We start from the raw sequence: 20,145 nt of genomic DNA, 5'->3' as shown, positions 1-20,145 counted from the left end.
TTCAGTTGCTCTTAGATTTATAGAATAATAAATATCACATCATAGACATGAAGAAACTAATTATTGTATTTGTTCTTTTATTATCAGCACTCTCTTGTTTCTCACAAATAGAGTTTTCGACTTGCCTTTTTGATGCTTCAAGAAACAGAGTGATACCGCTAGCCGTCTATCAGCCGCACAAAGTGAATTCGAAAACAAAAGTCATTATATTTAGCCACGGCTACGATGGAAATAAAAATAATAAGTCCAATCAGACTTATGCCTATCTAACACGATTCCTTTCCCAGAAAGGCTTTTACGTAATAAGCATACAACATGAATTGGCAGATGATCCTCTTTTGGCCATGGAAGGTAATTTCATGGAAACACGCATGCCAAATTGGGAAAGGGGAGTGGCAAATATTCTTTTTACTATTCAGGAATTTAAGAAATTGAAGCCACAATTAAATTGGAATGACTTTATATTGATAGGACATTCCAATGGCGGAGATATGACCATGTTATTTGCTACCCGATATCCGCAGTTGATAAATAAAGCCATATCTATGGATCATCGCAGAATGATAATGCCCAGAACACAGAAACCTCGACTCTATACACTAAGAGGAGGCGATTATGATGCAGACTCTGGAGTGTTACCTACTGAAAAGGAGCAGGAACAATTCCGGATGAAGGTTGTAAAATTAGATGGAGTAACACATAGCAATATGGGAGAGAATGGAACGGAAGAACAACACAACCTTATCAATCAGTATATCTATGGATTTCTTACATGGAGATAACTGATGTATTATATTTATTTTATCCAATGGTTTTAAATCGGAAGCCTGTTTTTCTTATAACTTTGCAACTGATTTTAGAAAAAGAAGTTTGGGATGATAAATAAATATGAAGAACGACTGGGGACAGAGCGCATGTTACCGCTTGTTTTTAAGATGGCACTTCCGGCTGTGGCAGCGCAATTTGTTAATTTGCTTTATAGCATGGTCGACCGTATTTATATTGGCCATATCCCTGGGATTGGTACGGATGCATTGGCGGGTGTAGGAGTAACGACTTCTCTTGTTATACTGATTTCTTCTTTTTCAGCGATAGTAGGAGGTGGGGGTGCGCCGTTAGCGGCTATCGCACTCGGACAGGGGGATCGTTCACGTGCCGGAAAAATTCTGGGTAATGGTTTTATCCTGCTGATACTATTCACCTTGTTTACTTCTCTCATCGCATATACCTTTATGGAGCCGATTCTACTTTTTACAGGAGCTTCAGAAAATACATTGGAGTATGCAGTCAACTATCTTTCTATCTATTTATTAGGAACTATCTTCGTAGAAATATCCACAGGATTAAATTCTTTTATCAATGCACAAGGGCGTCCTGCTATCGCCATGTACTCGGTATTAATAGGAGCACTGTTGAATATCGTCCTCGACCCGATTTTCATTTTTTGGCTCGATATGGGAGTAAAAGGTGCAGCTCTGGCTACAGTGCTTTCACAGGCATGTAGTGCAGTGTGGGTTTTAACTTTCCTTTTCTCCCGGTACGCCTCTCTCCCTTTAGAAAAACGTTATATGGCGTTGAACCGGGAAATAATACTTTCTATATTTGCTTTGGGCGTATCACCGTTTATTATGGCAAGTACCGAAAGCCTGGTTGGCTTTGTTCTGAACAGCAGCCTGAAAGATTTTGGAGATATTTATGTCAGCGCATTGACCATCTTGCAAAGTGCGATGCAATTTGCAAGTGTCCCATTAACAGGATTTGCGCAAGGGTTCGTTCCTATTGTGAGTTATAATTATGGGCACGGCGATAAACAACGTGTCAAAGACTGTTTCCGTGTCGCATTGATAACCATGTTCTCATTCAACTTACTGCTGATGTTGTTTATGATTCTTTTCCCCTCAACAGTAGCTTCCGCCTTTACGAGTGATGAAAGATTGATAGAAACAGTCCGCTGGGCAATGCCTGTTTTCTTGGGTGGTATGACTATTTTCGGATTGCAACGAGCCTGCCAAAATATGTTTGTAGCCTTGGGACAAGCAAAAATTTCTATTTTCATAGCCTTGTTGCGCAAAGCAATCCTATTGATCCCATTGGCATTAATATCGCCACATTTTATGGGAGTAGCCGGTGTATATGCGGCTGAAGCAATATCCGATGCGACAGCGGCAATTTGTTGTACTTTGTTGTTCTTCTGGCAGTTCCCCAAAATATTGGGAAAAATCCAAAGGAGCACTTTGCACATAAGCTAAATTTCCTGATGTTTATCCATAAATAGAACTAATTATGTAACGGCTTACGTATTTTTGCGAAAAATGTTTGTTCATATTATAAAAAGCTAATATATTTGCGTAATCAATTACGTATTTAGTGACGCAACTAATAAAAACATGGACTTTTTTAATCAGACAGGCAAATTAGCCATCGGTAGCAGATTACGCATGTTGACCGATAAAATAACAGTAGATGCAGCCGCCATCTATAAAATGTTTGGAGTAGACCTCAAACCGAAATGGTTTCCTGTATTTTTTGTATTATCACGTGGGGAGGCAAAAACCATTACGTCCATAGCCAAAGAGATTGGTCATTCTCATCCTTCCGTGAGTAATATTATTAAAGAAATGGTAGCTAAAGGATTAGTGAAGGAGACAAAGGACAAATCCGACGGGAGAAGAAACATAGTCATGTTATCTGCCAAAGGAAAAAGAATGTCCGACTCTTTTTCGGAACAGTGTATAGATGTTACGGCAGCTATTGAGCAAATCACGCAGCAAACCCGGAATGACCTTTGGGAGGCTATCGAAGAATGGGAGAATCTTTTGTTGGATAAATCCCTGTTGGAGCGGGTGAAGGAAGCGAAAAAGGAACGAGAGAGTAAGGACATCAAAATAGTTCCTTATGAACCTTGCTATCAATCTGCCTTCCGGACCCTTAACGAAGAGTGGATAACTGCTTATTTTCGGATGGAAGAGGCCGATTACAAGGCTTTGGATCATCCAAAGGAATATATTCTGGATAAGGGAGGAGCTATTTTGGTGGCTCTTTATAAAGATGAGCCGGTCGGTGTATGTGCTTTGTGTAAGATGGATCATCCGCTTTATGATTATGAGTTGGCCAAACTGGCTGTCAGCCCTAAGGTTCAGGGCAAAGGTATTGGAGTACTGCTTTGCGAAGCAGTTGTAAATAAAGCGAAGGAGCTTGGTGGTAAAAGAATCTTTATAGAGAGCAATACGCGTCTGAAACCGGCTATCCATATTTATCATAAGTTGGGCTTCAAGGAACTTCCCGAATATCACACGACTTATGAAAGAGGAGACATACAGATGGAATTAATAATTGAAGAGTGAAAATGAAAAAGGTGGATGGTGAATTTATTAAGGGGCGCATTGCCCCTTGTGGACTGCATTGCGGAAAGTGCTTTGCTTTTGCCGATGGAGATATTTCTTATCACAGCGGTGAACTCAAGAAGGCATTAGGCAATTTTGATGTCTATGCACAACGTTTTGTAGAGATGCTTGATGAGCCTGTCTTTGCAAAATACCCCGATTTTAAAGAGTTTTTGAATCATTTATCCGTAGCGACTTGTCAGGGGTGCAGAAAAGAGAAATGCAAGTTGTTCAAAACCTGTAATGTTCGTGTATGCAGCGAAGAGAAGCAAGTGGATTATTGCTTCCAGTGTAGCCATTTTCCTTGTGAGAATACAGGTTTTGATGAACATTTATATAAGAGATTTGTAGCCATCAACAGACGGATGCAAGAGATTGGAATAGAAAAATATTATGAAGAAGTAAAGGATTTACCTCGTTATTAGTTTTTGGCTTTCTCTCTCTGCTTTATTCCAGTTCCTGCGCATAAATGTTGATGGCGCGTAATGCCTTTGATATTTCAGTCGGGGTGATTCCCTGACATTCTATTCTCAACACTTTTTCCCAGTCCTCCATATCTACATTCCATTTGTAGATTTGGGGACATAGGGTGAAAAGCGCTGCGATATGTTTGATATCCCGTACATTCTTTACCGAGGTGCGAAAAATTAGTATTTGCTCTTCCATAGTTACTATCGATTACTATTGTTTTCTGTGCAAAGGTAAGTTTAAACAGGGTTCTGTATAGGATTATTCGACGAACGCCCTGATTCCTCATGACGAAATAAGTAATATGGGAGATTAACTTCATATAGCTATCCTTTGAAAACTCCCTCATCTGTACCTGTCAATATATAAAAAAGTGTATCTGTTCTCGTCTTTCTTTTTTGCTTTACTTTGCAGTGTTGTTTTAATCTCCTAATATACTTAAAGGTTATGAAGTTGAATTTTGCTAAAAGAATGTCTTATATAAAGGCTTCGGAAATAAGAGAGATATTAAAAGTGACTGAACAGGAAGAGGTGATTTCGTTTGCCGGTGGTCTGCCTGCTCCGGAACTTTTCCCAATAGATGAAATCAATGAGATCAATCAGATTGTATTGAAAGAAGCAGGTACAAAAGCACTTCAATATACCACAACGGAAGGTTATGCTCCTTTGCGAGAATGGATTGCCAACCGGATGAACGGGCGTTTGGGGACTGCTTTCGATAAAGACAATATTTTGATAACCCATGGTTCGCAACAAGGATTGGACTTGTCCGGAAAAGTCTTTTTGGACGAAGGAGATGTCGTGCTTTGTGAAAGCCCGACCTATTTGGCTGCGATTAGCGCATTCAAAGCGTATGGGTGTAGCTTCATTGAAATTCCCACGGATGAGGAAGGGATGATGATGGACGTTTTGGAAGATGTTTTGAGCAACACTTCGCATATAAAACTGATATATGCCATACCTACCTTTCAGAATCCTACAGGAAAAACGTGGAGTCTGGAAAGACGCAGGAAATTGGCTGAATTATCTGCCAAATACAGTGTTGCAGTTATTGAGGATAATCCGTATGGCGAGTTAAGGTTTGAGGGAGAACCTTTGCCCTCTATAAAGTCTTTTGATGAGGCTGGAAATATTTTGTGTACAGGCAGTTTTTCGAAAATATTCTGTCCCGGTTTCCGGATTGGCTGGGTTGCGGGGGATAAAGATATTATCCGCAAATATGTATTAGTCAAGCAAGGTACGGATTTACAATGCAACACTATTGCCCAGATGACCATTGCCGAATATCTGAAGCGGTATGATATTGATAAACATATTGCAAAAATAGTCGAAGTATATAGAAGGCGCAGGAATGTTGCGATTGAAAGTATAGAACGTTATTTTCCGGATACAATAAAGTTCACTCGGCCCGAAGGCGGACTATTTACCTGGATAGAACTTCCTGTGGGGATTTCAGCACGCGATGTTTTAGTCAGAAGTCTGGAGAAAAAGATTGCTTTTGTTCCGGGAGGTTCTTTTTATCCGAATGGCAACAAGGAAAATACGCTTAGAATAAACTACTCCAATATGCCTGAAGACAAAATAGAGAAAGGGCTGAAGACTCTCGGAGAGGTGGTAAAGGAGTATATCCGCCAATCAGAATGATTCTTTGATAACACTTCCTAAAACCTGCAAGCGTTCTTCGATAAAAGGACTCCATTGCTGGCCGAAACTCAAACGCATACAGTTTCTGTACTGGTCGTGCAGTGTAAACATGCGTCCGGGAGCAATGCTGATCTTGTGTTGCATGGCTTTGTAATATAATTCTGTGGTATCAATCTTTTTGTTTAGTTCCACCCAAAGCATGAAACCTCCCTGCGGAGTTATGATTTTAGTGTCTTCGGGGAAATAGTCGGTAATAGATTGTGCCAGATGAAGACTGTTGGAATGTAATTCATGGCGCAACCTGCGCAAATGATTCTCATACCTGCCGTTTTCCATAAAGTTGGCGATAGCCTCCTGATTGAGGGTAGGAGTGGATATTAAATGAATATGTTTTTGGCGAATAACAGCATCTTTAAATTTACCGGGGGCAATCCAGCCTACCCGGTAACCGGGAGCTAATGTCTTTGACACAGAGCCACACCATAACACAAGTCCCTTTTCATCGAAAGCTTTGCATGGCTTAGGGCGTGAATGTCCGAAGAATACATCACCGTATAAATCATCTTCAATCAGAGGAATATTATGTTCAGCCAACATCTGCACTACCTCTTTTTTATGCTCATCGGGCATACAACTTCCCAGTGGATTACTGAAATTACTGATAAGCAGGCATAGATTAATCTGCGGTAATACTTTTCTTAAAGCATCGGGCTCAATACCTGTTACAGGGTTGGTGGGCAGTTCCAACACCCGGAGTCCCATGCTGTTGGCCAACTGCAATATGCCGAAATAAACAGGACTTTCAACAGCTATCGTATCTCCTTTTCGGGCAATAACAGATAATGCTAAAGAGATAGAATTGGTCACTCCCGTGGTAGTGACAATATCATCTTCAGTCAGATTTCCATTCCAGCTATATGCAAAACGGGCAATATAGTTTCTTAACCGAATATTTCCCTGCGGGTCTTCATACCTGGTACCGTTTCCCGGAAGTGAATACATTGCCTTGATTAATTCCTTATTGAGCTTTGCAATAGGCAATAGAACGTCTTCCGGTATTCCCAGTGAGAAACGGGTGATGGACGAATCTTCGATGGAATGATATACTTCCATGATTAAGTCGGCCTCTTCTTTTCCTAAAGATTGAGTTGCAGGTTGTGTTGTTGCCGGAGCAGACAAATTTAATGGTTTATAATTGACAATGTACCCTGATTTGGGGCGGGAGATGATAAATCCTTCCTTTTCCAGTTCATAATATACCTGGATTGCCGTGTTTAAACTCACGCCATATTCATTGCTGATAGTACGTAAAGAAGGTAATTTCTCACCTGCTTTCCATATACCTGTTTTTATTTGCCAAGCGATGGTGCCGGCTATCTTTTGATATAGGATTTCTCTTTTCATGTTTATTCTGTATCCGGCAAAGATACAAAAATGATGTCTGCATCTGTTGTGTTTGATCTATTTTGTGGGGTACTTCAGGGGGATAAGAACTAATTTTTCGCTATGCTATTTTTAGTTGTTCTCCTTGAATACAATATCTTTTTCGTTGCCTAATGAGTTTTCGTTTGACTTAAGTAAAACGAAAGAATAACTTAAGTCAAGCGTTAGTTTGACTTAAGTTGAACGAAAACTGGAATGTATATTCGATAGTTATTGATAGTAAGGAAAGAAATAACTAGATGAAGTAAATATTCATAATAGTGGCATTTCTATTCTCGTCACCTGTTCTTCTTCGGGTACGTTGGGATTGCTGTAATAATATTCTATGGATGTTCCCGAAGGTTTGTAACCGTTGTTTTTTATCCATTCCATCATTTCATTGTACAGGACAGCCAGTTCATTGTAAGTTCCTCTATGCAGACAGGAAACTATTTTTCTTTCCGGTATCGTAATAGATCGTATAGCCCCTTCACCCTGTAACTCTCTGGACGATTTTAGACCAATAATCATTTTTATATTGTGTTCAGTCAGGCTCTCAAAGTCGGGATACTCAACGTAAGGAATATCAGTAGTGACTTCGCCTTGTGCCTTAAATAAAGAGTCTATTTTTACGAAGTTCTTCCCGATAGCCTCCGGCATTCCATTCATATCCGTGTGTACTTCAACAGCCAAAGCGGATTGTTCCGGTTGTTTCAATAGCATGATTTCTGAAATCTTTCCCATAATACATTGTTTTTAGAGTGTTGATAATTTCTTATTTCTTTGTGACCGGAATATAAATGTCGGTCATTAATTCTGTTCTAAGAGTAGAGGTGGGACGGTTCATATACATCTCAAAGCTAAAGGTACTTTGAGGGCGATATTTACTTTCCGGAAACCACTCTTCATAAATAGTCCGGTAGAACTTATGCAACAAAGAGTAGTCTCCAATATGTCTGAATACAGCATAACGTCCACCGGGAACTTCCATCACTCCCGGTTGCGAATCATTTTCAGTGTCATCAATTGTCACCCCGAGATAGAAGCGGCATTTATTCGTGGGAGTTATGGACGGGTCATCCATACTAAGGCTAACAAACTTATAATTCAACTTTTCTTCATTATGCTGCTTGGCGTAATTGGTCAGTCTGTTCCATATTAATTTGTATCGGAGCTCATCTTTGTATTTTTCACCAACCTCGATACAAAATACTTTCATTGGCAGAATCGACCGGATTTCAGGAGTGATAACCGCATGTTGCTCATCATACATCGGCTTGTACTTCTCTCTATATTGAGAGCTCGATACGCCAAAATGTTTTTTGAAGGCTTTGGCTAGACTAAATTTGGTCTGATAGTTTGTCTGTTCCGAAATCTGATTTAATGTAAACTCGGTGGATACTAACAAATGTGCTATATGTTCGAGACGTAAACGCTGTATGTAGCTTCCGATATTTTCTCCGGCAACAGTTTGAAACACTCTTCTGAAGTGATATTTGGAAAGTCCGCTTATCGTGCTAAGCATGTCTGTATCCAAAGTCTCGAATAAATGATTATTGATATAAACGATTATATCCTGAATTTTCTGGTGATGGATATTACAGGTTTCCAACTTTTGTTTCCACCGTTTCAGATGGGGTAACCGTTCGTTGAGTATGTGCCTAAGTTCTTCCGGCGAATAGGCAGTATCTGCATATTCATTGTACTTGTCGGTGTATTTTATCCAGATATTAATCATTTCCGACATTGGAATGTCGACGATATATTTTCCGTCTTTCAGACAGTAATAGCAATATTCATCACTTCGCGAACCGTCGGAGTTAGTACCCAGATATTTCTCTACATCAAAGCGGAGAGGCATCCCGCAACTTTGACAATACCTCTTATTTATTTCTGATTCAATCATCGGTTGGGTTTTCGTTTGATAGATAGGAGCCGCTCTATATCATTAAATAAAGAAGTATCTTTTAATTCGAACATAAGCCACTTCCCATCATGGAAGGTAGTCGTCTCATCATATATCTTTTGAGCCACATTGGAGAACATTTCTCGCATGGATTCGAATTTAGTGCGTTCATCTTTACCTAAGATAACCATGAACCCAATCGTTTGCTCTTTGGCGTATAGGGCACACAGAGTTTTTCCGCCTCTGCGATATTTGTATTCATAGGTCCATTTTTTCCCTCCATGATTCCACATTTGTTCCATATTGTACTTCTGTTTGATAAGTTGGTGAAGTGAAGTCCATAGATCATAAAGTTCCTTACCTGTCAAGGCTTCCAGAGTTTCGGGAGTTGGGATTTGAAAAGTTTCTTTCATGGCATTCCGTATTTACTTTTGATTATCTACATCACAAAGGTAGACTGAATTTCTAATAGATCGTTGTCCAATATAGGCATTTTAGGCAGTGCAACTGAACAAACTGTCCCGAAATTAATTTATTTTGTAGAAGCGGGATATTGATGTATAACCTTTATCTTTGCATTAATTTAAAACAAAGCAAAATTTAAAGAAAATGAAAACAATGCTATTAGCGGTAGGCACTCTGTGCCTCATGGCAGGTTGCTCGTCGAAAGTGAGCAGTTCTAAAGGAATTGTAAGTGATGCAACCATGAATACGGTAACGATTGTTACCGATAAGAATGATACCCTTTCATTCAGTACGATGGATGCGAATAAAGAAGAAGTCAACGGTTTACTTCTGAATGATACGCTGGAAGTGTTTTATACAGGAAAATATACACCGGGGATGCCGGCTACCAAATTAGTTCAGTATCCGCAATCTCCGCTTGTGGGAGGTGACCGGGATGAACATGGTTGTATCGGTTCTGCCGGATACGTATGGTGTGAAGTGCAAAAAGACTGTATCCGCTTGTTCGAGAAAGGGATTCGTACAGAGGCGGTGGATGGTAGCGACGCTTCTGCTTTCATTGTTTTTAGTCCCGATTCTACACAGTTGGAACTTTTCTTTTCCAATAATCAGCCCAATGAAATATTGGAAAGACGTGGACTGCCTTCAGGAGGTTATGCATGGAACGTGGAGGACGATGATACGAAAAATGTACGACTGATAGATGGCTTGTGGACAATCAGCCAAAGAGATAAATTAATTTATACCCAGAAGGCCGGGAGCTAATTTAAAAAGCTCCGGTATTCTGTATACTTGTTTATAGTGTCATATTCCTGGCCGTCAATGTAGCATAGACATTTTCTGCGTATTGTCTTCCTATGGGGATTACAATCCGGCATCCGGTCAGGTTTATTTCCCGTTTAGAAAATCGTTCCACTTTATTAATCGGAATGATATACGAGCGGTGCGTACGTAGAAAAGCCTTTTCGGGTAACATCTCCTGAATACTTTTCAAACTTGTGCGCGATAATATATAGTTGCCGTTTATACGGAATATTTTCGTATAATTCTCCATTGCTTCGATATAAAGAATATCGGAGATAGGAATAGATATATTATTGTATTCTTGTTTGATTATGATGTTTTCCGGCAGTTTGTTCTGGCGTGCTTCGATAAAGACAATCGCTTTCTCCACTGCCTTTTCAAATCGTTCGTAAGCGAAGGGTTTATGCAGGAAATCCACGGCATCGAGGTCGAAGCCGTCCAGTGCATACTGTGCATGGGCTGTCGTAAAGATGAGACAACTCTCGGGAGGAAGTGCATGGGCAATATCCAGTCCGCTGATGCTGTTCATTTCAATATCCAGAAAGACCAGATCAGGTTTGCACCGGGCTATTTCTTTCAGCCCGGTCAGCGGTTCGCTGAAAGTAGTAAGTTCCAGTCCGCCTTTTCGTTCGCAAAACTGGCTGATGATGAGCAATGCAATCGGTTCGTCGTCAATAGCGATACAAGTCAACTTTTTCATCGTAGTTGAATGTTAAGATAGGTTTTGAAGCATCCGTTTTCTTCTTTTGTAAGCAATACAAAGCGGTTGGGATAAAGAAGTTCCAGCCGTTTACGGCAATTGTCTATTCCGATGGCATGAGGATTTTGATGGTTCTCCTTCATAATCATATTCTCGGTTTCGAAGATAAGCTGCCCTTCCTTTACGATGATACGAATAAAAATTGTACAGTCCGTGTCGGACGAAACGCCGTATTTGAAACTGTTCTCGACAAAAGTAATGAGAATCATCGGAGGTATCTGTATCTGTTCGTCATCCATCTCGGTTTCAAATACCACTTTCGTATGCTTGTTTAAACGCAAAGATTGCAAATCAACATATTGGCGTATATATTCTACTTCGTTGCTTATGGAAATCAGATCTGAAGTAGTCTGGGCATACATATATTTCAGGATATTGGAAAACTTGATAAAGGCGGATTCTGTTTTATCCGACTTCGTAAGTACCAGTCCGTAGAGAGCGTTCAATGTATTGAAAAGGAAGTGCGGATTGATTTGTGCTTTGTAGAGAGCCAGTTCCGCCTTGTTTTTTTCCGCTTCAATCTCCTGTTTGGAAAGAATTTGCCGGAAAAGTTCAAAGATCAGTTCTATGGAAAGACTGAACCCCGTCACTACCAGGAAAAAGAACCACACAGTTTGCGCCCGCATGTGTTGCCGGGCTTTATGCATCATCGGGTCTATATTGTTGGGTTCCGGTGGGTATGGAAAGTGGGTTAGCAACCATGTGATAAAGATAAGCGATAACATGAGCAATAAGATATGTCCGAACTTCCGTTGCATGAAAAGCATCGGTAGTTTCACTTTACGGTAGATGAAGTACAGACCGTAGAGATAGACAATCAGGGTCAGCATAAAGACCGTGTGGTGTACAATCCATTTGTCTACCGGCACTAACATGATGATGGGCGGCATGATTACCAGACAGAAAAGCAAGTCGATGTAAACAGGTATATTAGTACGTTTCATATTCTTCTCATTGCTCGTTTAACTCCCGGAAGTATATTTTCTCACTTCTTTGCAAAGATAAAAGATTGTTCTGAAACCCCAAGCATTCCCTTTTGTCGTTCGTCATCATATTCTTGCCGTTCGTCACTACATTCTTATTTTATTGTTTGATAATTCTTAGATTTGGTCAGTCGTGTTTTTTATGGAATAATGGGTTATAAATCATTAACAATCATTTAAATATAGCTACAATGAAACAACTAATCATTTTTGCCTTAGTTTGTTTGCCTCTGTTATGCGCTTGTGGAGGTTCGCAACAGAAAGAGGCAGATGCCACGTACAAAACACTTACCGTAACACAAAGTAACCAGATTTTGAAATCCGATTATACAGCTACGCTACGAGGGCGGCAGTATGTTGAAATTCGTCCGCAGGTGAGTGGCATAATCACTGGGATATGTATCAATGAAGGAGATCCCGTTCATAAAGGACAGACACTTTTCATTATCGACCAGGTTCCTTATAAAGCAGCGTTGGAAACAGCAGTGGCTAATGTAAAAAGCGCGGAAGCCAAACTTGCCACTGCTAAATTGACAGCGGATAGCAAAGCTGAACTTTACAAAGAACAGATTGTGTCCGAGTTCGATTTGCAAACAGCCCGCAATGAACAAGCGGCAGCAGAAGCGGCATTGGCACAGGCTAAAGCACAGGAAGTGAATGCGCGCAATGACCTTTCTTATACCGAAGTGAAAAGTCCGGTGAACGGAGTAGCCAGCATGATTCCTTATCGGGTAGGGGCGTTGGTGAGCAGCAGTATCACCGAACCGCTAGTCACTGTTTCGGACGACAGCGAAGTATATGCCTATTTCTCCATGACGGAGAATCAGATACTCGACTTTGTGCAACAGTATGGCTCACTTAAAAAAGCGATAGAAAACATGGACGAAGTGGAACTGACTATGAGTAATGGAAAAACCTATTCTCATACCGGAAAGGTAGACGCTATTAGCGGTACGGTGGATGAAGGAACCGGTGCTGTTGGGTTGCGGGCTGTTTTTGCCAACCCCGACCAGTTCTTGCGTAACGGTGGAAGTGGTAAAGTAGTAGTTCCTACTATCAAAGAAGGATGTATCATCATTCCGCAAGCGGCTACTTACGAATTACAGAATCGCATATTTGTATATAAAGTAGTCGACGGCAAAGCGAAATCAACTCCGGTAGAAGTGTTCCGGTTGAATAACGGTACTGAATATATCGTCGAAACAGGACTTGCGCCGGGTGATGTTATTATAGCCGAAGGTGCCGGACTGGTGCGTGAGGGAACAGTAATCAAGAGTGATCCGACTAAAGAATAAGATGACGTTATGAAAATCAGAACATTTATAGACCGGCCTATTCTCGCAGGAGTAATTTCGGTTGTTTTTCTTATCATCGGATTGATAGGACTCTCGCAGCTTCCCGTTGAACAGTTTCCTGAAATTGCACCTCCTACCGTCAGCGTTTCCGCTACCTATACCGGTGCTAATGCGGAAACAGTACAGAAGAGTGTAGTCGTGCCATTGGAAGAAGCGCTCAATGGAGTAGAGAATATGATGTACATGACCTCTTCCTCTACCAATAATGGTTCAGCGAGAATAACCATTTACTTCCGTCAGGGGACTGACCCCGATATGGCGACAGTTAACGTGCAGAACCGTATTGCTACGGCACAAGGATTATTACCGGCAGAAGTCACCCGTAGCGGTATCACTGTCCGCAAGCGCCAGACAAGTAATATCAAAGCATTGGCATTGTATAGCCCCGATAACACGTTCGATGAAAGTTTTCTGAATAACTATCTGAAGATCAATATCGAACCCCGTCTTTCACGTATTGCCGGTGTGGGTGAGGTGAATGTGATGGGAGCCGACTATTCGTTGCGTATCTGGCTCGATCCGGCTAAGATGGCCAAATATGGTTTGGTTCCGTCTGACATCACGACGGTACTTGACGAACAGAATCTGGAAGCCCCTACGGGAACGCTTGGCGCCGAATCGAAGAATACTTTTCAGTATGTACTGAAATATCGCGGACGTTATGAAGAAGAAAAGGATTATGGCAATCTGGTGATCCGTTCGCAGGCAGGAGGAGAGGTGCTACGACTGAAAGATGTGGCACGTATTGAATTAGGTGCCAGCTCTTATACATACATCGGTGAAGTGAACGGGCATCCCGGTTCCAACTGTATGATTGCGCAGACTTCCGGTTCGAACGCCAATGAGATTATTAAGGAAATAGATAAGGTGACAGCAGAAATTGCTCAAGGATTGCCTAAAGGGATGGAGCTGGTAGACCTGATGAGTTCGAAAGAGTTTTTGGATGCATCCATTAAAAATGTGATAAAAACCTTGATTGAAGCCATTCTGTTAGTGGTACTTGTGGTTTACGTTTTCCTGCAAAGTTTGCGGTCTACGTTTATTCCGGCCATTTCTATCATCGTTTCCCTTGTGGGTACTTTTGCTTTTCTCTATGCCGCAGGTTTCAGTCTGAATATGTTGACATTGTTTGCACTGGTGTTGGTTATCGGAACGGTGGTGGATGATGCTATTGTTGTGGTGGAGGCGGTGCAGGCAAAGTTCGACGAGGGATATAAATCTGCTTACCGGGCCACCATTGATGCTATGGGTGGCATCACTTCGGCATTGGTAACTACCACCTTTGTCTTCATGGCGGTATTTATTCCCGTATGTTTTATGGGAGGAACTACCGGAACGTTCTACACCCAGTTTGGACTGACCATGGCTGTTGCCGTAGCAATATCTCTAATTAACGCATTAACTTTAAGTCCCGCTCTCTGCGCACTGATAATGACACCACACATGGAGGCTGCTAAAGGGGAGAAGTTGAGTTTCTCATCCCGTTTCCACATGGCATTTGATAGTGCTTTTCATCGGTTAGTTCTGAAATATAAGAGTGGTGTATTTTTCATGTTGAAACGTAAATGGCTGGCGGGAGCATTGCTGTTAGTCGCTTGTGCAGGATTGTTCCTTCTGATGAAAACCACCAAGACCGGATTGGTTCCTCAAGAGGATATGGGAACTATCTTTGTAGACGTGCGTACTTCACCCGGAAACAGTCTGGAAGAAACCAAGATCGTAATGGATGAAATAGATAAGCGTATCCATGACATACCACAAATCAGAATGTTCTCTAAAGTGACGGGTAACGGTATGATAAGCGGTCAGGGAGCATCAAACGGTATGTTTATCGTTCGTCTGAAACCGTGGGATGAACGTACGGAAAAGGAAGACGGTATCAATGCTGTTATTAACGAGATTTACCGGCGTACGGATGATATTTCTTCTGCACAGATTATGGCCTTTGCACAACCGATGATTCCCGGGTATGGGGTAAGTAGTGGTTTTGAGATTTATATCCAGGACCAGAAAGGCGGTTCGGTAGAAGATCTGCTGAAATACACCCGTCAGATGATTGACGCGTTGAATGCCCGGCCTGAAATCGGACGTGCCTCTACTTCGTTCGATACAAAATACCCTCAATATCTGGTAGAAGTGGATGCCGCCCTTTGTAAGCGGAATGGAGTGTCACCTTCGGATGTATTGAGTACTTTGTCCGGCTATATCGGTGGTAACTATGCATCCAATATGAACCGTTTCTCCAAACTTTACCGTGTAATGGTGCAGGCTTCACCGGAATTCCGTCTGGATACCGAAGCATTGAATAATATGTTTGTCCGCAATTCCGACGGAGAGATGTCTCCTGTCAGTCAGTATCTCACTTTGACACGAGTCTACGGTGCAGAGTCGCTGACGCGTTTCAATCTGTTCTCTGCCATCTCCGTCAATGGTGCTCCGGCAGATGGTTACAGTTCCGGACAAGCTATTCAGGTGGTACGTGAGGTTGCGGAACAGGTATTACCGGCAGGTTATGGCTTTGAGTTCGGTGGTATGTCACGTGAAGAATCCTCCACAGGGAATACCACAACACTGGTATTTATCATCTGTGTAGTTTTTATCTATCTTATTCTTTGTGCGCTCTACGAAAGTTTGTTCATTCCGATTGCGGTGATTCTTTCTGTACCATTCGGACTTGCCGGAAGTTTCCTTTTTGCCAAGATGTTCGGGCTGGAGAATAATATCTATTTACAGACAGGTTTGATTATGCTAATCGGCTTGTTGTCGAAGACAGCTATTCTGCTTACGGAATATGCTTCCGAACGCCGTCGTCAGGGAATGACAATCACACAAGCGGCTGTTTCGGCTGCGCAAGTCCGTCTGCGTCCAATCCTGATGACCTCTCTTACGATGATATTTGGTATGTTACCGATGATGTTTGCATCGGGAGTAGGAGCGAACGGTAATATTTCCATCGGTGTAGGAACCGTAGGTGGAATGTTGATCGGTACGGTTGCTCTGTTGTTTATCGTACCTGTATTGTTTATCGTATTCCAGTATCTTCAGGAAAAACTGATGCCGGCACGTAAACCGGCAGAGTTGGAGAATCTTTAATTGTTGAAGTGTATGAAAAAGATAATAATATGTTTATTCCTGTCGGCCGGATTGAGCGGTTGTCATGTGTACCGGACTTATGAACGTCCGGATATGACGGTCACCGACAGTCTTTACCGGCAGCCGGTGGTTGCAGCGGATACCGTTTCCATTGCTTCCCTTTCGTGGAAGGAGTTATTTACTGACCCGCAACTGCAGCAACTGATTGAAACGGGTATTGCGAATAATACCGATTTGAATATCGCCCGTTTGAAAGTGAAAGAAGCGGAAGCATTACTGCTTTCTTCCAAGTTGGCTTATCTGCCTTCTGTATCGCTCACTCCGCAAGGAACATTGAGTGGCGTGGATGGTTCGAAAACTTCCAAGACCTATGATATGGCAGCATCGGCAGACTGGGAACTGGATATTTTCGGAAAGTTGACCAATGCCAAACGAGGAGCCAAAGCCGCCCTCGAACAGAGTGAAGCCTATAGGCAAGCGGTACAGACACAACTGGTAGCAACGATTGCCAATAGTTACTACACCTTATTGATGCTTGATAAGCAACTGGATATCACCCGTCGCACGGCTGAAACATGGGATGAGAACCTGCGTGCAATGAAAGCATTGAAAAGAGCCGGACAAACGACGGAAATGGCTGTTGCCCAAACAGAAGCGAGCAAGCTATCGGTAGATGCCTCCGTACTTTCTATTGAACAGCAAATCAGTGAAATGGAGAATTCTCTTTCCGCCCTGTTGGGTATGGCTCCGCAGCTGATAACACGTTCTACACTTGACAACCAGCGTTTCCCGGAATCCCTTTCAACCGGAGTGCCGTTGCAACTGTTGCACCGTCGTCCGGATATTCGTCAAAAGGAAGCTGAACTGGCTGGGGCTTTTTATGCAACGAATCAGGCACGTTCTGCTTTTTATCCCTCTATCACGTTGAGTGGTTCCGCAGGATGGACAAACTCGGCAGGTGGCGCTATAACCAATCCCGGACAGTGGTTGCTTTCCGCTGTCGGCTCATTGGTTCAGCCACTTTTCAATCGCGGGCAGAATATTGCTAATCTGAAAATAGCGAAAGCACAACAGGAAGAGGCGTTACTCACCTTCCGCCAAAGTTTGCTTGATGCAGGAACGGAAGTAAACGATGCGTTGGTGCAATGGCAGAAGGCGCAAGGCCGTTTGGCACTCTCCAAACAGCAGGTCACTTCGCTTCAGTCCGCGGTGCGTAGTTCCGAACTGTTGATGCGGCACAGTTCGCAAAACTACCTGGAAGTACTTACTGCCCGTCAGACTCTGTTGCAGGCGGAATTATCCGTCGCTTCCAATCGTTTTGATGAAATACAGGGAGTTATTAATCTTTATCATGCATTGGGAGGAGGATACTGATTGATAGTAGATGGATTAAAATAAAATTGTTAATAAGTTGATATCAAAGATGCTGAATATATAAACTCCCATCATAATCTTTGTATTTAGCATCTTTGTATATATCAACCAGTTGATTACTGTAATCAAGGATTATATCTGTGGAGGTTTGGGATAAATTGGTCGCCAGAATACCACTTCCCAAAATGCCGGGATTACATAATACACTGTCTTTCCTTATTGAATTCATGGTAAGCTCTACACCTGTGTAATCTTTGATGCCGGCCTTTTCCAGACTGGATGTAATATAGTTGTCCAAAGATGCTTTATCATCTCCGGTCATGAATCCATACCATAATAAACACTTCATTCCTAATAGAGTAGCCTGTATCAGGACATCGAGATAGGTTACTCCAGAATTTCCTTTCTTGTCTATTTCGTAAGGATCGATATGGATGAAAGAGGATGTGGGAAGTGAGGGCAATAGCTCTATGGTACCTCTTGAAGAGTCGGCATGATATATCTCTACAAATGGACTTAATCCGATTTGTTGGGCATAGGTACCCACATTCTCCAGTGCACTCTTTTCTAAATCAAAGAATACAAACCTTTTTGCTTGCTTCCCTAATACATTCATAGCCAAGGCAGGTGAACCTAAATAATTCCCTTTTGCCATCTCTCCGCTTTCCAGTTGGTAATATACAGAATCTTTTAGAGATGGGACCTCGTCTGCTTTCTCCAGGAAATGATAGATGCCATATTGTTGCTCCGGGGTTTGTGTCATCGGATAGATGGCACATGCCGAATTGGTCTCTACATATACTTGCGGAGTTTCATTCTTGAGTACTTTACAGAGTATCAGATGTTTCAAGACATCGGGTTGTTTTGCGAAATGAGTGTAAGTTGCCATGTGTGAGTGTATTAATTATGCAAATGTAAACAAATACATTCTATTTATAAACAAAAAAGCACTTTTCAGTTCAAGTCTTATGCTGTATACTAGAATGTATGTATATGTTCACCCGATGCAGTGATAATTAATCCTCCGCTATTACTTACTATTATTTCATGTTTCCCCTCTGGAGTGACTAAGATTGAGCCCATCTGTACGAAGTGTTTTCCGTCTGTTGAAACCCGGACCTTGGAACTTGTCTCCTTTTCAGAAGATTTGTCTTCCTTCTTTTCTTTGCTCGTCTTGTTTTCGTCACGGCAATTATCATATCTGTCCAGATAACTCTCCATCTCTACCACCTTATTATCCACAAACCTGATTCTTACAACTCTGGCTGGAGGATATTCGGAAGAACGAAACTCAAGTATTTCGCTTTTATCATCAAAACTTCGATAAATGGGTTCACCCAAAATAGCTATCACATCTTTAGGAAACATTCCCCGTTCTATACGATTCAAGTTATTATAACTGATTGCAGACGTATAGCAACTACTGAATAGTATTGTCAGCAGCAAAAGCAAAAAGGTTGGATTCTTTTTCATATTAAGTATAGTTTATGTGTTTTCTTGATGTTACAAATGTAAAGTAAGAAAACTTCCTATACGAGTGATTCTCCCTAATTACATATAGGGATTTTCCTAACTTTTCTAATGCTTCCCGCATTAAAAATGCCTTTATTGCATACTTCTTTTGCTAATCTAATTTCTTTTTATCTTGATATTACGAAACCATACGTCATGACCATGATCCTGCAATCCGATATATCCCTCTTTCGCTTTTTCTTCTCTGTTGTTCAGTAACTCAAAAGCCAACGGCCATTTGGTTTCACTGAATTTACTGTTTTGGAGCCTTTCTTTCCATTCGGGTGTCCAAAGCTGACATTCCATGACTTTGGTCCCATTTAATTCATGGATGACGTGCCCCTGCCTGACTCTAATTTTTGTTTTATTCCACTTTCCAAAAGGCTTGGCTATCTGCGGAATGGCGGGGATAATGTCATAAAGTGAACCGGATATCCGGCTATTGACCTTTCCCAATTTGGCATCCGGATTATGTTCGTCGTCCAGTATCTGATATTCAAGTGCGGATATATAAATCGGCTCTAACCGATTTTTCCCGTTCATGTCTCTTGTTGTTATTTCACGTGTGAGGTAAAAAATGCCGGAGTTACCTCCTTTGGAAATCTTCCACTCCAGTTCCAATTCAAAATCTTTGAAAGGAGAAGCGAAAATAAGATCTCCTCCCTCTCCGGCTGCTGAACTGTTAAGATGGAGCACACCGTTTTCTACAGACCACTTCTCCGGTAAATGGTCTTTTCCATAGCCGCGCCACCCTTTTAGAGAACTGCCATCAAATAAATGAATGAAACCTTCCTGATCTGCGGGAAAGTCGGAAAGATTGATAATTGCTTTCTTTATATCTTCAAATTCCGGTCCTATTTTATTGGAGGCTTCGGGTTGGTTCCTTGATGAGGATCTGTTATGACAGGATATCCCTGTGAATAAAGCCAGGACCAGGAGGGATAATTTATATAGTTGTTTCATAATTAAACAGTTT

The 20,145-nt window shown here is 41.7% G+C and carries 19 protein-coding genes; 9 read left to right on the top strand and 10 right to left on the bottom strand.

The window, feature by feature from the left end:
• Positions 1-47: 47 nt before the first annotated feature.
• From H8796_RS01075 to H8796_RS01060, 4 genes are all read left to right on the top strand, one after another.
• The gene (locus H8796_RS01075; RefSeq protein WP_187343901.1) at positions 48-782 is read left to right on the top strand and encodes an alpha/beta fold hydrolase; all 735 of its coding nucleotides are present in this window, start codon (positions 48-50) and stop codon (positions 780-782) included.
• A gap of 93 nt (positions 783-875) precedes the next feature.
• A complete protein-coding gene (locus tag H8796_RS01070; RefSeq protein ID WP_187343900.1) occupies positions 876-2,249 on the top strand; it encodes an MATE family efflux transporter in 1,374 nt (457 codons plus the stop codon).
• 138 nt (positions 2,250-2,387) lie between these two features.
• On the top strand, positions 2,388-3,344 hold the full coding sequence (locus H8796_RS01065; RefSeq protein WP_187343899.1) for a GNAT family N-acetyltransferase: 957 nt from the start codon (positions 2,388-2,390) through the stop codon (positions 3,342-3,344).
• Between the two features lie 2 nt (positions 3,345-3,346).
• Positions 3,347-3,808, top strand: a complete 462-nt coding sequence (locus tag H8796_RS01060; RefSeq protein WP_117936269.1) for a DUF3795 domain-containing protein — start codon at positions 3,347-3,349, stop codon at positions 3,806-3,808.
• Positions 3,809-3,830: 22 nt separating this feature from the next.
• Here the strand turns inward: H8796_RS01060 and H8796_RS01055 are convergent, their stop codons facing one another.
• Entirely contained in the window at positions 3,831-4,049 is a 219-nt protein-coding gene (locus tag H8796_RS01055) for a hypothetical protein (protein WP_008999031.1), read from the bottom strand.
• Between the two features lie 249 nt (positions 4,050-4,298).
• Between H8796_RS01055 and H8796_RS01050 the strand changes: the two genes are divergently transcribed.
• Positions 4,299-5,495 (top strand): PLP-dependent aminotransferase family protein, encoded by a 1,197-nt coding sequence (locus tag H8796_RS01050; protein WP_117936267.1) that lies wholly within the window; start codon positions 4,299-4,301, stop codon positions 5,493-5,495.
• Here H8796_RS01050 and H8796_RS01045 read toward each other — a convergent pair.
• From H8796_RS01045 to H8796_RS01030, 4 genes are all read right to left on the bottom strand, one after another.
• The gene (locus H8796_RS01045) at positions 5,487-6,899 is read right to left on the bottom strand and encodes a PLP-dependent aminotransferase family protein (RefSeq protein WP_117936265.1); all 1,413 of its coding nucleotides are present in this window, start codon (positions 6,897-6,899) and stop codon (positions 5,487-5,489) included. The genes H8796_RS01050 and H8796_RS01045 overlap by 9 nt on opposite strands.
• A gap of 291 nt (positions 6,900-7,190) precedes the next feature.
• Entirely contained in the window at positions 7,191-7,661 is a 471-nt protein-coding gene (locus tag H8796_RS01040; RefSeq protein WP_117936263.1) for a GyrI-like domain-containing protein, read from the bottom strand.
• A 31-nt stretch (positions 7,662-7,692) separates the two neighbouring features.
• Positions 7,693-8,823 (bottom strand): GyrI-like domain-containing protein, encoded by a 1,131-nt coding sequence (locus H8796_RS01035; RefSeq protein ID WP_117936261.1) that lies wholly within the window; start codon positions 8,821-8,823, stop codon positions 7,693-7,695.
• Positions 8,820-9,236 carry a DUF3788 domain-containing protein gene (locus H8796_RS01030; protein WP_117936259.1) on the bottom strand — a complete coding sequence of 139 codons (417 nt, stop codon included), beginning with the start codon at positions 9,234-9,236 and terminating at the stop codon, positions 8,820-8,822. The genes H8796_RS01035 and H8796_RS01030 overlap by 4 nt, the downstream gene beginning before the upstream one ends.
• A gap of 196 nt (positions 9,237-9,432) precedes the next feature.
• Here H8796_RS01030 and H8796_RS01025 point away from each other — a divergent pair, with 196 nt between their 5' ends.
• Positions 9,433-10,053 (top strand): hypothetical protein, encoded by a 621-nt coding sequence (locus H8796_RS01025; RefSeq protein WP_117936257.1) that lies wholly within the window; start codon positions 9,433-9,435, stop codon positions 10,051-10,053.
• A 31-nt stretch (positions 10,054-10,084) separates the two neighbouring features.
• Here H8796_RS01025 and H8796_RS01020 read toward each other — a convergent pair whose 3' ends face one another.
• A complete protein-coding gene (locus H8796_RS01020; protein ID WP_008999024.1) occupies positions 10,085-10,792 on the bottom strand; it encodes a LytTR family DNA-binding domain-containing protein in 708 nt (235 codons plus the stop codon).
• Positions 10,789-11,796, bottom strand: coding sequence for a sensor histidine kinase (locus tag H8796_RS01015; protein ID WP_117936255.1), 1,008 nt, complete (start codon positions 11,794-11,796; stop codon positions 10,789-10,791). Before H8796_RS01015 ends, H8796_RS01020 begins: the two co-directional genes overlap by 4 nt.
• A gap of 230 nt (positions 11,797-12,026) precedes the next feature.
• Between H8796_RS01015 and H8796_RS01010 the strand changes: the two genes are divergently transcribed.
• The 3 genes from H8796_RS01010 to H8796_RS01000 are packed head-to-tail and all read left to right on the top strand — an operon-like array spanning position 12,027 to position 17,657.
• The gene (locus H8796_RS01010) at positions 12,027-13,130 is read left to right on the top strand and encodes an efflux RND transporter periplasmic adaptor subunit (protein ID WP_008999022.1); all 1,104 of its coding nucleotides are present in this window, start codon (positions 12,027-12,029) and stop codon (positions 13,128-13,130) included.
• A 9-nt stretch (positions 13,131-13,139) separates the two neighbouring features.
• Positions 13,140-16,283, top strand: a complete 3,144-nt coding sequence (locus H8796_RS01005; RefSeq protein ID WP_117936253.1) for an efflux RND transporter permease subunit — start codon at positions 13,140-13,142, stop codon at positions 16,281-16,283.
• Between the two features lie 12 nt (positions 16,284-16,295).
• Positions 16,296-17,657, top strand: coding sequence for an efflux transporter outer membrane subunit (locus tag H8796_RS01000; protein ID WP_117936251.1), 1,362 nt, complete (start codon positions 16,296-16,298; stop codon positions 17,655-17,657).
• A gap of 43 nt (positions 17,658-17,700) precedes the next feature.
• Here H8796_RS01000 and H8796_RS00995 read toward each other — a convergent pair whose 3' ends face one another.
• The 3 genes from H8796_RS00995 to H8796_RS00985 form a co-directional block, all read right to left on the bottom strand.
• Positions 17,701-18,546, bottom strand: coding sequence for a hypothetical protein (locus H8796_RS00995; RefSeq protein WP_117936249.1), 846 nt, complete (start codon positions 18,544-18,546; stop codon positions 17,701-17,703).
• A gap of 89 nt (positions 18,547-18,635) precedes the next feature.
• Positions 18,636-19,130, bottom strand: a complete 495-nt coding sequence (locus H8796_RS00990; protein ID WP_008999018.1) for a hypothetical protein — start codon at positions 19,128-19,130, stop codon at positions 18,636-18,638.
• 156 nt (positions 19,131-19,286) lie between these two features.
• Positions 19,287-20,132: a DUF1080 domain-containing protein gene (locus H8796_RS00985; RefSeq protein WP_117936247.1), complete on the bottom strand. Its 846-nt coding sequence runs from the start codon at positions 20,130-20,132 to the stop codon at positions 19,287-19,289.
• Positions 20,133-20,145: the final 13 nt, after the last annotated feature.

This window comes from Bacteroides sp. M10 (assembly GCF_014334015.1).
In the GTDB taxonomy this organism is placed as follows: Bacteria; Bacteroidota; Bacteroidia; order Bacteroidales; family Bacteroidaceae; genus Bacteroides; species Bacteroides intestinigallinarum.
The sequence above is the reverse complement of the archived record's forward strand: the minus strand, read 5'-3'. Positions and strand labels throughout refer to the sequence as shown.

What these genes read in the sequence shown, in the direction of transcription:
- H8796_RS00995 (WP_117936249.1), bottom strand. Translation starts at nt 18,546, where the DNA reads ATGGCAACTTACACTCATTTCGCAAAACAACCCGATGTCTTGAAACAT.
- H8796_RS01055 (WP_008999031.1), bottom strand. Translation starts at nt 4,049, where the DNA reads ATGGAAGAGCAAATACTAATTTTTCGCACCTCGGTAAAGAATGTACGG.
- H8796_RS01015 (WP_117936255.1), bottom strand. Translation starts at nt 11,796, where the DNA reads ATGAAACGTACTAATATACCTGTTTACATCGACTTGCTTTTCTGTCTG.
- H8796_RS01050 (WP_117936267.1), top strand. Translation starts at nt 4,299, where the DNA reads ATGAAGTTGAATTTTGCTAAAAGAATGTCTTATATAAAGGCTTCGGAA.
- H8796_RS01070 (WP_187343900.1), top strand. Translation starts at nt 876, where the DNA reads ATGATAAATAAATATGAAGAACGACTGGGGACAGAGCGCATGTTACCG.
- H8796_RS01060 (WP_117936269.1), top strand. Translation starts at nt 3,347, where the DNA reads ATGAAAAAGGTGGATGGTGAATTTATTAAGGGGCGCATTGCCCCTTGT.
- H8796_RS01010 (WP_008999022.1), top strand. Translation starts at nt 12,027, where the DNA reads ATGAAACAACTAATCATTTTTGCCTTAGTTTGTTTGCCTCTGTTATGC.
- H8796_RS01035 (WP_117936261.1), bottom strand. Translation starts at nt 8,823, where the DNA reads ATGATTGAATCAGAAATAAATAAGAGGTATTGTCAAAGTTGCGGGATG.
- H8796_RS01075 (WP_187343901.1), top strand. Translation starts at nt 48, where the DNA reads ATGAAGAAACTAATTATTGTATTTGTTCTTTTATTATCAGCACTCTCT.
- H8796_RS01040 (WP_117936263.1), bottom strand. Translation starts at nt 7,661, where the DNA reads ATGGGAAAGATTTCAGAAATCATGCTATTGAAACAACCGGAACAATCC.
- H8796_RS01025 (WP_117936257.1), top strand. Translation starts at nt 9,433, where the DNA reads ATGAAAACAATGCTATTAGCGGTAGGCACTCTGTGCCTCATGGCAGGT.
- H8796_RS01020 (WP_008999024.1), bottom strand. Translation starts at nt 10,792, where the DNA reads ATGAAAAAGTTGACTTGTATCGCTATTGACGACGAACCGATTGCATTG.
- H8796_RS01000 (WP_117936251.1), top strand. Translation starts at nt 16,296, where the DNA reads ATGAAAAAGATAATAATATGTTTATTCCTGTCGGCCGGATTGAGCGGT.
- H8796_RS01005 (WP_117936253.1), top strand. Translation starts at nt 13,140, where the DNA reads ATGAAAATCAGAACATTTATAGACCGGCCTATTCTCGCAGGAGTAATT.
- H8796_RS01065 (WP_187343899.1), top strand. Translation starts at nt 2,388, where the DNA reads ATGGACTTTTTTAATCAGACAGGCAAATTAGCCATCGGTAGCAGATTA.
- H8796_RS00985 (WP_117936247.1), bottom strand. Translation starts at nt 20,132, where the DNA reads ATGAAACAACTATATAAATTATCCCTCCTGGTCCTGGCTTTATTCACA.
- H8796_RS01045 (WP_117936265.1), bottom strand. Translation starts at nt 6,899, where the DNA reads ATGAAAAGAGAAATCCTATATCAAAAGATAGCCGGCACCATCGCTTGG.
- H8796_RS01030 (WP_117936259.1), bottom strand. Translation starts at nt 9,236, where the DNA reads ATGAAAGAAACTTTTCAAATCCCAACTCCCGAAACTCTGGAAGCCTTG.
- H8796_RS00990 (WP_008999018.1), bottom strand. Translation starts at nt 19,130, where the DNA reads ATGAAAAAGAATCCAACCTTTTTGCTTTTGCTGCTGACAATACTATTC.